Here is an 11,673-nt window from a genome sequence, read left to right as displayed (position 1 = left end):
CCGAGCCGCGCAGTGAGGCCACCGTCGTTCGTTTCGAGTCGACTCGAGCGGCGCGCGGGGGGGCTGGCGAGGCGACGACGCGGCGCGGCGAGGGCTTCCACCGTGGGCCACCGTCCCATGGACACCTGCCGAGGCGCACATGAGCGCCCTCTCCCTTCAGCAGCAGCGCCTGGGCCAGCTACGCAAGCTCGGCGCCATCTTCGCGCCGCTGGGGCAGGAGGAGACGCGCACGTTCCACCGTCGGTTTCTCGAGTCGTTCGTCGATCCGCTCCGCTACGAGGAGCTCGTCGCTGCGCTGACCCGGCGCCGCGCCATCGATCACCACCGCTTCCTTCGCGCCGACGTGGTGCGAGGCGGCGCGCCGCCCCAGGGGGCCATCGCCTGGCTCACCTCCGGCAGCCCGTCCACCGCCTGCATCCGGATCGAGCGAGAGCCCTGGCTGCCCGGCCTCCACCTGCAGCCCACGTCGCTCGAAGAAATCTGGCTGTCTTCCTGGCCCGGCGTCTTCGTGTGCTTCGAAGCAGGCCGCGCCATCCTCGTCACGCTCGACTACGAGCGCATCTACTGCACGCTCGGTGGGCGGAGCCCTTACCGCTGAGCGCTCGCCTCGTGGCGCCGCTCCGCAAACCAGGCCACCAGCCGCTCCAGCCCCGCCCGGTCCTCTTCATCGAACGCCGCAGGCTGGTCCGCGTCGATGTCGAGCACGGCGAGCAGGTCACCGTCCGGCCCGAAGACCGGGACCACGATCTCCGAGCGGGATCGCGCGTCGCAGGTGATGTGCCCCGGGAAGGCATGCACGTCGGCCACGATCACCGTCCGCCGCTCCGACGCCGCCGCGCCGCACACCCCCTTGCCCACCCGGATCTCCAGACAACCCAGCGTCCCCTGGTAAGGCCCGACGCGCAGCAGCCCCGGGCTTGCCAGCCGGTAAAAACCCGTCCAGAGGTGCCCGAAGCCGTGGTGGAGGAGCGCGGCCATCGTGGCCATGGCCGCGATGGGATCGTCGATCCCTTCGAGCGTGGCGTTCACCGAGGCCAGCAGCGCCTGGTACGCCTCCGCCTTGGGAATGCCGCGCAGATCCGGTGTCTCCTCTGCCATGGCCCGGGACGGTATCACCGCTGCGCGCCACCGCACCCACCAGGAGCGCAACCCGTGACCGTGATGCGGGAAACGCTGGTGTAGACTCGTGCATCCACTCTCTCGTGGCCCCGGGATTGCGCTCGAGCGCCCCCTGGCGCCCCTGATCGCGAGGCCCCGATGCTCAAGACCCTTCGCACGATCGCCAACGACCTCCGCGAGAAGTCCCGCTGGTGCTACGAGCGCGACGATCTTCCCTCGATGATGAAGACGGTGCTCACCGACGGCACCGCCGCGATGATCCTGTACCGCCTGATGCAGGCCTCGAACGAACGCGGCATCGCGCCGCTCACCATGGTGTTCAACAAACTGAACAGCGTGGTCGGCGGCGCCGTCATCGGTCGAGGCGCCGACTTCGGACCAGGATTCGTGCTCATCCACGCGGACGGCGTGGTCATCAACGGTTCGGTCAAGGGCGGGCGCAACATCAAGATCGAGCACCAGGTCACCATCGGCGCCGAGCGACGTCAGAGCCCGATCATCGGAGACGATGTGTTCATCGGCGCCGGGGCCAAGATCGTGGGGTCGGTGAAGATCGGAGACGGCGCCCGAATCGGCGCCAACGCGGTCGTGGTGCACGACGTCCCGCCGCACACGACGGTGGTCGGCATCCCGGCGAAGCCCGTGCGCCGCCGCGAAGAGGCCGCGACCACAGGGGAGGGGATCCCCGCAGCAGAGGGCGACATCAGCGGGAAAGGGGAGGGTCTCTGACGAGGCAGCGCCTCATGTCGAGCGTGGACCTCACCCGGTAGCGCAGGTCGAGAAGGTCGCGGCGCCCGGCGGCTCTCGTCGGCGCCGCGTTTCGTCTCTGGAGCTGGATCGGAGGCTGGCAGAGGCCGTCGCGGCGCCCGACGGTGCTCGTCAGGCGCCGCGCTTCGTCACTGGATCTGGAGCTGGCAGAAGTTGTCGATGCACTTCGCCAGGGTGTCGCAGCAATCGGCTGCCGTCTCGCAGCTGTTGCCCAGCTCGGCGCAGGTCCCGGGCTCGGGCTCGCCGCAGATCTTCCCGTCGCCGCCGGGGTTGTCGACGCACTGACCGTTGCAGCAGTCCGAGCCGTCCTGGCAGCTCTCGCCGTCCGGCTTGCAGGGATCGAGCGCGTAGTAGGCGTTCTCGCTCAGCGCGCACAGCTCCTGGCCGCGGAGGAAGAACGGCGGGTTCGACGGATCTGCCGCGGTGGGCGGATCGCTGATGGCGGTGATCCAGAGCTGCTGCCGGTTGGCGCTCACCAGCCGGTTGCCGTAGTCACGGCGCGAGATGAACACCAGCCAGTAGTAACCGCCCGCGCGCAGTGGCGCGAACACCGGGTTGAAGCTCTTGTTGTCGCTGCTCGCGGTGGTCAGCGTCTTCAGCTCCTGCCCATCGGGGCGCACCATGTGCAGCATGCCCGCTCCCGTGGAGCGCGAGCCCGAGGTGGGGCGACCGAAGGCGATCCACTCGCTCCCGGGCGAGAAGCTCGGATAAGCGGGGCGTCCCGTCCCACCAGCGCGCGGAACGACCATGTTGATGTTGTCGACGGAGAACCCGTCCGCTCCGACGTTGCCGACCATCAGATCGCCGGCACCCGAGTCGAACGTCCACCCGCCGTTGTTCATGTTGCAGACCGCCGCGACCTTCTGCCCATCGGGCGACCAGGCCGGCTCACCGCAGCCCGAGCCCATCGCGTTCGGGTTGAGCGTCGCGCCGCTCATCGTGTCGATGACGCGCAGCGTGCGCGAGTTGTTCTCGCTCGCGAGCAGCTTGCTCCCGTCATTGTTGTAGGCGCTGAAGATGAAGTTGCCGCCGGGCGTCCCGGGACGAATCTCGGCGTACGCCACCGGATCCGCCGTCAGGTCGAGCGTGTAGAGCGGCCCGCCGCCATCGTTGAACTCCGCGGCCATGCGCGTCCCGTCACGGCTGACGGTGTGGCAGCCCCAGCAGACGCCGGGGTTGAAGAACGTGTCCACGCTCGGCGAGCTCGCCTTGATGCGCAGGATGCGGCCGTTGGAGGCCCCGTTCTGGCACACACCGGGGAGCTCCCAGTAGTACACGCTGCCCTTGAGGCGCCCGCGCGCCACGCGCCAGGTCTGCTCGGCGGGCTGGTACACCGTGCCGCCGGTGCGCCGGGTGAGCGACACCTTCAACGGATCGGTCTGAGGACCAGTGCCCGACTCCTGGATGCTCTTCCAGTCTGCTTCATCGATCAGGTGCCGCGCCGGCAGCGTCGTCGTGAAGTAGGTGGTGTACTCGTAGTACTGCTCGGTGATCTTCAGCTGGTAGACGTCGTTGTTCGCGGCGCCGTTCCACTGGATCTCGGGCGCCAGCACGTCGAGCGGGAAGACCGTCTCGTTGTACGGGTACACGAGGCTCATCGACGGGTCTGCGCCGCCTTGAGGGTTGTTGAAGTCCAGGACCTCCTGCGGCGTGAGCCCGATCCCGTCCACCGTCTTCTTGACGTAGACCGTGATCTGCGCCGTCGCCTCCGAGGAGTTCAGCCGCACCGTCAGCGTGCCGACGCCGGCCGCCGCTCCGGAGGGAGTGAACGTCGTCGTGCCGCCGAACCCGCCGATGTCGGGCCGCGTGAACGACCAGCTGACCTGGTTGCTCACGTCGCTGCCGTTCATCGTGACGGTGAACGCCTGGGTCGGGATGGTCCCGTTCTCCACGTTCAGTGTGGCCGTCGTCGGCGAGAGGATCAGCTGCTGCGTCTGCTGCCCCGACGCGGTGGTCTCGCACCCGAACAAACAGTCGCCGCCTTCACCAGTCCCACCAGCGCCGGCTGCGCCGCCGACGTTGCCGGATGCACCTCCCCCCTGATTGGACCCCCCGCTCGCGCCGCAGTTGACGGCGGCCAGGGCCAGCGCCCCGATCAGGCTCAGAAGAGCCCAGAAGTATGCCTTCCGCATGGTACCTCGTGACGTCTTGAAGATGAGAGTAGGAGCTTGCTGGCGAGCGTACCTGGGCAGGAAGCGGATCGCAGCATCAAAGGCGCGTGGCCAGGCCTGATCCTGGCGCGTCTGGGCGTCTCGACGGACCCGCTGAGGACAGCGTCGGCACACGACTCCGGTGGTGCTGGTGCATGCCGGTGGCGCGCCTGCACGCCGTTGGTGCTGATGCATACCGAGGGCGGAACGTCGCCTCCGGGGATTCTGGACGCACGTGGGCGTGGCGTGACGCGTCAGCCCATCGTCGGGGCGGCCAGCAGCGACGGCCAGCTCCGGGGAGGCCTGAACTTGCGTGTCCCCAGCGGTCCGTCGACGATCTCTTCCAGCTCGGCGAGACCCCCGGGGGCGAGCCCGGCGTCGAGGGCCTCCCGTACTTGCACGATCGTCAGCGGATCGAGGCCCATGCACCTCGTCGCCACGGCGTCGACGAGTGCAGGATGGGTGCCGCCCACGAGCAGACCCGCCTCGACCGGCGTTGCGCCGAGCGGACCTTCTCCTTCACCGGCGACGACCCCATCGACGATAGACAGGTAGCGCCGCTGCGGTGCGTCACGGAGCTTTCCCGCGCGGTCGGCGAACAGCAGGATGCGGTTCAGATCGAGGATGGTCCGCCAGAGGGTGCGGTTCCCTTCCCAGCTCCCGTCGATGATCTTGGGGCGGGCGTCGAGGCGGGGAGCCCGCGCGATCAGCGACCACCCACCGGGTAGCGGCAGGCGGCTCAGCTTGTCCTCGAGGACTTCTCTCGGGGAGCGCGGCTGCTCCAGCTCGTCTCCCCCGATCGACGGATCACCTTCCGTGAAGTGGGGCAACCAGTACTTCTCGTTCGTCAGCCCGATGGCGCTCTTCAGCGAGAGCGTGACGCCCGTCTTCTTGTGCGTCTTCATCTTGGGGAGGTTGATCACCACGTCGGCGTCGAGCACCGTCCCCGGGGCGCTGTACTCGTGTCGACCTCTCGTGTGGTGCGGTACGGGGGTCTCGTAGTGGCTACGGTGGAAGCGGAGCCGCGAGCCTGGTGGCGCGTCGGCCCTGGCGAAGAAGCTCCGCTCACCGAGATCGACCACCCGATAGCCGCGCGGGTCTCCCGACAGCGCGCGCCTCATCAAGAGGCCCAGGTTGAACGAGCGACCCGCCCGGCGCACGTCGTCGAGCGGGAGCCAGGGCACCACCCGGAACGTGCGCAGATCCGTGAAGGCCACGTCGTGTCCGCGCGCGCGCAGGTGGTCGATGACGGCCCAGATCCCGAGCGGACCCGCCACCTCCTCGACCACGCACCCTTCCACGGGGGCATCGATCACCCGCACCTGCCCGCGCGGCCCAGCGGCGCGCAGCGCGTAGTCGAGCACGGGCCGGAGCAGCGACCCGTGCGTGCTCGACGCCGCGAGCTTCTGTCCCGTGATGCGCTCGTGCAGGTTCCGCTGCGAGACCAAATTCGGCTTCACGACCACCCGGTCCCCGGGCGCGATCAGATCGCCGAGCGGGTTCCAGTCCGGCGTGCCGACCCGCCCCCGATCGAGGCCCAGCTCCCGGAACATCGCCTCCACGGCCTCGTACACCGGGTGTGGCGGGTCGAACGGCGCGCCCTCGGCGTAGCTCAGCCCTGGCCGGCTGATGATCACCACCCGCGACGCCGCCGGCGTGGACGAGGCGGACACAGGCTCCGCCGTCGGGCTCGGGGTCGTCCCGCCAGCGCTCAAAGCGAAGGCCTCACCATCGTCGGCTCCTCCCGCTGGAAGTCGATGCCCAGGCGGGACACGCTCGCGACGCGCTTTCCGGTGCGCACCATCGCCACCTCGTCGACGAACTCCACCTCGATCCGCATCCGCTCGCCCAGGTGACGCCGGAACGTGGCCAGCACCTCCTCGAGCACCTCTCGCGAGAACCGACCGCCCTTCACGACCCGGAAGGTGATCGCGCCCGGCACCTCCTGGATCACCTGGAACGCCTTGATCGCGTGGTCCAGCTCCTTCAGGTAGTGAGCGAAGAACGTGCCGGGCAGGTAGTGACCATCGGTCCCCCGGATGATCGATTGCACCCGCCCTTCGATGGCACCGACCCGAGGCGCCCCGCGCCCGCAGCGGCAGAGCGCCGTGGGATCCATCGCCTCTGCGAGGTCGCCGATCCGGTAGCGAATGAACGGCATGCACGTGTTGTTGAGGTCGGTGATCACCACCTCCCCGATCTCCCCTGGCGCTGCTGGCTGCCCGCCCTTCAGCACCTCCACGATGTACCCCTCCGCCACCACGTGGTGCCCCTCGTGCGCCTCGCACTCGTACGCGATCCCCGAGAACTCGCGCGCCCCGTACTTGTCGAACACCTCGCAGCCGAACGCCTGCTCGATCAGCCTCCGGCTCGCGAGCGGAAGCGTCTGCGCACTGGACATGATGGCCCGCGGCTTCACCGACAGCGGCCGCCGCTCCTTCACGTAGCGCCCCAGGAAGTCCAGCGCCTCGGCGTAGCCGTCCAGCAGCACCGGCGCTGCCTCTTCCAGAACCCGCACCATCGCGTCCAGGTTGTCGTCGGACAGCTCGAAGATGGGGATGAAGGTCCGGTTCGAGAGCATCGCGTCCGCCCGCTCGCGCAGGACCTGGCTCCGGCTCATGCCCAGCGTCTGGTGCCACAGGCGAACCGTCGGGTCACCGAACTGGTAGCCCGTCCACTCCTGCGCGCGAAGCGTCGCCGCCCAGCGGAACTCGAGCTGCGCCCGGTCCGCGTAGCAGACGAACGGCTCGCCCGTGGAGCCGCTGGTCGCGATGCGCAGCACCTGCGACTTGTCGTGGTTCTCCGAGAGAATGTCGAAGTACAGGTGCTGCCGCACCTCGCTCTTCGAGAGCAACGGCAGCTTGTACAGATCGTCCTGCCCCCGGATGTCCTCCGGCCGCAGCCCGAGCGCCTGCATCCTGCTGCGGTAGTAAGGCACGTTTCGGTACGCATGCCGGATCATCCTCCGCAGCTTCTCGTCCTGCAGCGCGCGTGTCTCGCGGTGGCCCAGCCACTGCGTCTTCAGCAGCGTCTCGTAGTAGTGCTCCACGTCGCGCGTGATCATCCAGTGCGTCTGGTTGAACACCGCGAGGTAAGCGTCGAAGCGTCGCCGTTCGGTCGCCGATTTCGGTGGCGTCCGGTCCTCCACCGGGTGCCGCTGCAGGAACTGCCGCGCCACGTCCGGCGGCGGCGGCTTCACCCGGTACTCCCAGGCGGCGCGCGCCACGTCGACCAGCGAGCGCGCCGACGTCTTCAGCGCGGCCCCTTCCAGGAACGACTTCCCTTGCCGACGCTCCTCGAAGATCGTCTCGATCTCGCGGTACGAGTACCCCTTCGCGTGGGCCGCCACCATGATGAAGGACTGCCAGTAGAAGTAGCGCCCCTCGAACGTCAGCAGATCCAGCAGCACCTCGCGCGCGCAGACCACGAACCCGCTCTTGTTGTCGTGCAGGTCCATGCCGAACACGCCGTTCAGCAGGTGGTTCAGGCCGCGGCTCAGGTGGTAGCGCTGATCGCGCTGGCGCCCCACCGCGCTCCGCCAGCCCTGCACCACGTCGACGCTGTGATCGTACAGCGCGCGGCGGAGCCGCAGCAGATCCTCGGGCTGGTACTGCAGATCGGCGTCGATGATGGCGCACAGCTCCCCGCGCGCCGCCACCGCCCCCGTGCGCCAGGCCGCCGCGATCCCCTGGTTCTGCGGGTGAAGACACCCCACCACGACCCCGGGGTGCTCCACCGACAGCGCCTGGATGACCGCCGCCGTATCGTCCTTCGACCCGTCGTCCACGAGGAGCAACTCCCCGCGCAGCCCACCCACCTCGAACACCCGCAGCATCCGCGCCGTGAGCTCTCGCAGGTTCAGCGCCTCGTTGAAGCAGGGGACGATGACCGACATCGCGACGACCTCGTCCCCCGTCGGCTCGGGGGTCGACGCCGAGGAGGACGGAGGTGCGAGCCGGTCCGGCGAGGAGGCGGGAGGGCGCTGCATGGGCGGCGGGAGCATACCCACCACCACCTCGTTCCGGTACATTGCCGCCATGCTTCGGCCCGTGTTCGTCCTCTCGATCGCCGCCGCGTGCGGCACCTCGGCCTGGCTCGCGCCGCGCGACGCCATCGCCTGAGGCTTCTCGCCCCCTGCCGGTCCGGCGGGGATCTGTTACGGCGACGAGCACGACGCGGCGCCCGGTGAACCTGCGCCGTGGACCACCCGACGCTTCGGCGCACGGCTGAGCTACGCCGCCTTCGGCTCGCAGATTCTCTTCGGCGAGCTCGTCGGTTCCATCGAACGCCGCGCTGCTGCCGGCATCGTCGAGCTGCGTGCCTCCCAGGACCTCACCTTGCAGTTCGGCGGCGGTGTCAGCCACGGAGGGCGCCTCCTCGTCGAGGGCGTGCACCACGACTTCACCCCCGGCTGGCTGGCCACCGCAGGCGGCTCGTACCGCGTCGTCCGTGGCGAAGGCCTCCGGCCGTTCGTCCTCCTCACGGCGACCCTCGGCGCCTCGGGCGCGCGCACCCAGGCCCTCGGCGTCACCACCACCGAGCGTTACCTCGCCTTCGACGTCCGCGTCGGCGCCGTCGTCGGATGGACCCTGTACGACACGCTCAGCCCTTACCTTGCCGCGCGCGCCTTCGGCGGACCCATCTTCTGGCGCTTCCAGGATCGGGACAGGATGGGCACCGACCGCTACCACTACCAGCTTGCCCTGGGCACCTCCGTGCTCCTCCCGGGCGGTTTCAACGTCAGCGCCGAGGGCATTCCCCTCGGTGAGCGCGGTCTCTCTGTCGGGGTCGGCGTCCTGTTCTGATGCTGACGCAGCGCGCCGTCCTCAGCCCAGGAAGTCCGCGAAACTCCCCGGGAACTTGCTTTTTCAACCCTCCCGGGGACATGCTCACCACCCCGCCATCAGCTTCCGGGATTGCGGGCGCAGACTGCGCGCTCGCGACCCGGACCCGGCACCGCGCCGCGACCCACCGCGACGCCCAGGTCTCATGATCCGAAGCATCACCTCTGCGCTCGCCGTCGCTCTCACCGCCACCACCGTCGCCTCCCAGGCCGTCGCTGCGGGACCTCTCGAGACGATCGGCGCACCCACCAGCGCCAACGCCCTCACCTCCCGCGTCCTCGCGCGCGGCCCCGAGGCAGCCTTCTTCAACCCCGCGCTCCTCCCGGATGCCCCGCCCACCACCGAGGCGGGCTTCTTCCTGCTCATCACCCGCGGCGACATCACCCTCGGCGACCGCCCCCCGGGCAGCGACGTCCCGAACTCCATCTACGACGCCCAGCTCCGGAACCCCGACGGCACCACCCGGCGGCTCGACTTCCGCCCCATGCCCACGTCGAACCTGCTCAACCAGCGTGCTGGCACCCAGGACCGCGACGCCCTCGCCTACGCCTCCATCGGCGTCGTTCGCCGCCTCTACAAGCAGTACCTCGTCCTCGGCTTCTACGCCTTGCTCCCCATCCGCAGCTTCCAGGAGCAGAGGAACTTCTTCGTCGACGAGCGCGCCCAGTACTTCGGCAACCAGCTCCAGTTCGAGCTGCTCGGCGACCGCATGGTGAACACCACCTTCGCCGTCGCCCTCGCCAGCCGCATCACCTCGTGGCTCTCCATCGGCGTCGGCGCCGACGTCACCATCGGGACCGTCGCGAAGACCTCCGTCCACATGCCGGACGCAAGCGATCAGAGCCAGGTCTACATCAGCCCCGACATCAAGGTCGAGAGCACCTTCGCGCCCCACTTCGCCATCGAGGCGAAGCCGAAACCGTGGCTCCGCCTCACCTCCACGCTGCACTTGCCCTCGTCGTCGACCACCGAAGGCGAGAACCGCATCCGCTTCTGGAACTACACCTACCCCGAAGGCGAGCCGTACATCCGCCAGACCTACCAGACCACGCTCGGCTACGAGCCCACGCGCATCGGCTTCGGCGTCGCCGTACTCGGCCCCCCCATGGCCCTGAAGCGCGAGCCCCCGCGCGAAGGCCGCCCCGACGATCCCGAGCGCCCTCGCTACGCCACCGGCCCCACCGGAGCGCACCCCGAGCGCCCCACCGCCCGCCCCTTGCCACCCGGCTGGGAGCTCGGCGTGCGCGCCGTCATCACCCAGTGGGCCCAGTACCGCGACCGCCAGAGCGAGCGTCCCCTCGACCCCTGGTCCAGCACCCTCTCCGTGGGCGTGGGCGGCGCCATGGTCCTCGGAAGGCGCCGCGTCTCGGCCGACCTCGCGTACACCCCCACCCCCGTCCCCGACCAGACGGGCCGCACGAACTACGTCGACAACGCGCGCGTCGGCACCACCCTCTCGCTCGAGACCCCCGTGAACCTGCTCGGCGCCGACTTCGGCCTCGCCGCCTTCCTCCAGGGCCAGCTCATGCTCTCGCGTGACGTGCAGAAGCGCGACGACGCCCGGTATCCCGTCATCGACGAGCTTCCGGACAACGCCGTTCATCGGCAGACGGGCGCTCCGCTCGAAGGAGCGGCCGGCTTGCAGACGAACAACCCTGGCTACCCCGGGTTTTCGAGCAGCGGCTGGTTCGCTGGCGCGGGCTTCGCGCTGCGGCTCCCGCAGTGAGGGCAGGGGGGGACGCCTTTGCGCGCTCGTGAGCTACGGCGCTCGTGAGCTACGGCGCTCCTGAGCCACGGCGCTCGTGAGCTACGGCGCTCGTGCGTGCGCATGAGGTGTGCGCGTGAGGCGTGAGTGCGGCGTGTCGGTGAGAGCGTGGCGCCGCCGCGGAGCGCGGCGGCGCGGGTGGGAGGATCAGTCGAACAGCGTGTCGCGCTGCGCGCGCAAGGTGGCACAGTCCGTCGAGGCCTCGACGCGCACCATCTTGAAGTAGCTGTTGCAGACCTCGGGATCCGACGACTGCTCCGACGACGACACCTGGGCCATCAGGCTCTGCGGGATGGCGTCCACCACGCTCTGCTCCGACGAGAACGCCGTCGTCCCCTCGATCTGATCCGCGGCCAGCGCGACACCCGCGAGCGTCGTCTTCTTCCGCTCCACCACGTGGACCTCGCCGTCCACGAAGCCGCTCAGCAGGATCGTCACACCGGGCTTCTGGTCCGCGTCCTGATCGAGCACCCGCGGATCGTCCGGCGTGGTCGGGAGGGCCTCGGACGAGCTGCTCAGGCCCGCGCCGACCACCTCGACCAGCTCCGGCATCTCGAAGCGCCCGTCCACGAACGTCCCGACCCGGACCACCGGCATCAGCGAGTTCCGGTACGCCTCGGGGATCGTCGCCTTCACCACCGAGTCCGGGTCCTCGGTGAAGTGATCGCAGTACTGCGCGTTCATCGTCACCTTGTCGCCGCTCTGGGTCTGCACGACGAGCAGCAGATCGACGATCCGGTTGGTGAACGGCTCCGCGAAGCCCTGCGCCTGCACCTGCATGGAGCCCACCTGGAGGAGAGCCCAGGTCCCGCTCACATCCGTCACGCTCGTGTCCGGATCCGGCGAGCACTCCACGGTGCCGCCGCCCTCGCCGCCGCTGCCGCCCTCTCCCGTGTTGCCTCCCGCACCCCCATCGTCGTCGGAGCTGCAGCCCACGAACAGCGACATCGCCCCAAGCAAAAGCCCGATCACGCCATAAACCTTCATGCCATTCTCCTGAAGCGGAGCGTCCTCCTGCCCTCCCCAG

The 11,673-nt window shown here is 69.3% G+C and carries 10 protein-coding genes; 5 read left to right on the top strand and 5 right to left on the bottom strand.

All coding sequences use genetic code 11. The annotated features are described in order from the left end of the window. The first annotated feature begins 139 nt into the window (after positions 1-139). A complete protein-coding gene (locus CMC5_RS34155) occupies positions 140-598 on the top strand; it encodes a hypothetical protein (RefSeq protein WP_050434323.1) in 459 nt (152 codons plus the stop codon). Here the strand turns inward: CMC5_RS34155 and CMC5_RS34150 are convergent. Continuing rightward, positions 589-1,098, bottom strand: coding sequence for a GAF domain-containing protein (locus tag CMC5_RS34150; protein WP_050434322.1), 510 nt, complete (start codon positions 1,096-1,098; stop codon positions 589-591). The two genes, CMC5_RS34155 and CMC5_RS34150, sit on opposite strands and share 10 nt — an antisense overlap. A 159-nt stretch (positions 1,099-1,257) precedes the next feature. On the opposite strand from CMC5_RS34150, the gene CMC5_RS34145 reads away from it, so the two are divergent. After that, positions 1,258-1,848: a serine O-acetyltransferase gene (locus CMC5_RS34145; RefSeq protein ID WP_050434321.1), complete on the top strand. Its 591-nt coding sequence runs from the start codon at positions 1,258-1,260 to the stop codon at positions 1,846-1,848. A gap of 167 nt (positions 1,849-2,015) precedes the next feature. On the opposite strand, the gene CMC5_RS34140 is transcribed toward CMC5_RS34145, so the two are convergent. The 3 genes from CMC5_RS34140 to CMC5_RS34130 all read right to left on the bottom strand — a co-directional run bounded on the left by CMC5_RS34140 (position 2,016) and on the right by CMC5_RS34130 (position 7,932). Then, the gene (locus CMC5_RS34140) at positions 2,016-4,019 is read right to left on the bottom strand and encodes a TolB-like translocation protein (RefSeq protein WP_050434320.1); all 2,004 of its coding nucleotides are present in this window, start codon (positions 4,017-4,019) and stop codon (positions 2,016-2,018) included. A 272-nt stretch (positions 4,020-4,291) separates the two neighbouring features. Then, positions 4,292-5,710 (bottom strand): DUF362 domain-containing protein, encoded by a 1,419-nt coding sequence (locus CMC5_RS34135; protein ID WP_050436296.1) that lies wholly within the window; start codon positions 5,708-5,710, stop codon positions 4,292-4,294. Positions 5,711-5,748: 38 nt separating this feature from the next. Next, entirely contained in the window at positions 5,749-7,932 is a 2,184-nt protein-coding gene (locus CMC5_RS34130; RefSeq protein WP_050436295.1) for a glycosyltransferase, read from the bottom strand. On the opposite strand from CMC5_RS34130, the gene CMC5_RS46215 reads away from it, so the two are divergent. From CMC5_RS46215 to CMC5_RS34120, 3 genes are all read left to right on the top strand, one after another. Next, on the top strand, positions 7,922-8,158 hold the full coding sequence (locus CMC5_RS46215) for a hypothetical protein (RefSeq protein ID WP_169796407.1): 237 nt from the start codon (positions 7,922-7,924) through the stop codon (positions 8,156-8,158). The genes CMC5_RS34130 and CMC5_RS46215 overlap by 11 nt on opposite strands. Positions 8,159-8,374: 216 nt before the next feature. Beyond that, on the top strand, positions 8,375-8,842 hold the full coding sequence (locus tag CMC5_RS45320) for a hypothetical protein (protein WP_050434319.1): 468 nt from the start codon (positions 8,375-8,377) through the stop codon (positions 8,840-8,842). A 184-nt stretch (positions 8,843-9,026) separates the two neighbouring features. Continuing rightward, positions 9,027-10,607 carry a hypothetical protein gene (locus CMC5_RS34120; RefSeq protein ID WP_050434318.1) on the top strand — a complete coding sequence of 527 codons (1,581 nt, stop codon included), beginning with the start codon at positions 9,027-9,029 and terminating at the stop codon, positions 10,605-10,607. A 186-nt stretch (positions 10,608-10,793) separates the two neighbouring features. On the opposite strand, the gene CMC5_RS34115 is transcribed toward CMC5_RS34120, so the two are convergent. Beyond that, entirely contained in the window at positions 10,794-11,633 is an 840-nt protein-coding gene (locus CMC5_RS34115) for a hypothetical protein (RefSeq protein ID WP_156339071.1), read from the bottom strand. Between the last annotated feature and the right edge of the window lie 40 nt (positions 11,634-11,673).

This window comes from Chondromyces crocatus (assembly GCF_001189295.1).
Classification (GTDB): Bacteria; Myxococcota_A; Polyangia; order Polyangiales; family Polyangiaceae; genus Chondromyces; species Chondromyces crocatus.
Note: the sequence above shows the minus strand (reverse complement) of the source record. Positions and strands in the feature narration are given on the sequence as shown.

Coding starts and splice junctions, on each gene's coding strand:
- CMC5_RS34155 (WP_050434323.1), top strand. CDS start 140: ATGAGCGCCCTCTCCCTTCAGCAGCAGCGCCTGGGCCAGCTACGCAAG.
- CMC5_RS34150 (WP_050434322.1), bottom strand. CDS start 1,098: ATGGCAGAGGAGACACCGGATCTGCGCGGCATTCCCAAGGCGGAGGCG.
- CMC5_RS34145 (WP_050434321.1), top strand. CDS start 1,258: ATGCTCAAGACCCTTCGCACGATCGCCAACGACCTCCGCGAGAAGTCC.
- CMC5_RS34140 (WP_050434320.1), bottom strand. CDS start 4,019: ATGCGGAAGGCATACTTCTGGGCTCTTCTGAGCCTGATCGGGGCGCTG.
- CMC5_RS46215 (WP_169796407.1), top strand. CDS start 7,922: ATGACCGACATCGCGACGACCTCGTCCCCCGTCGGCTCGGGGGTCGAC.
- CMC5_RS34130 (WP_050436295.1), bottom strand. CDS start 7,932: ATGTCGGTCATCGTCCCCTGCTTCAACGAGGCGCTGAACCTGCGAGAG.
- CMC5_RS34120 (WP_050434318.1), top strand. CDS start 9,027: ATGATCCGAAGCATCACCTCTGCGCTCGCCGTCGCTCTCACCGCCACC.
- CMC5_RS34115 (WP_156339071.1), bottom strand. CDS start 11,633: ATGAAGGTTTATGGCGTGATCGGGCTTTTGCTTGGGGCGATGTCGCTG.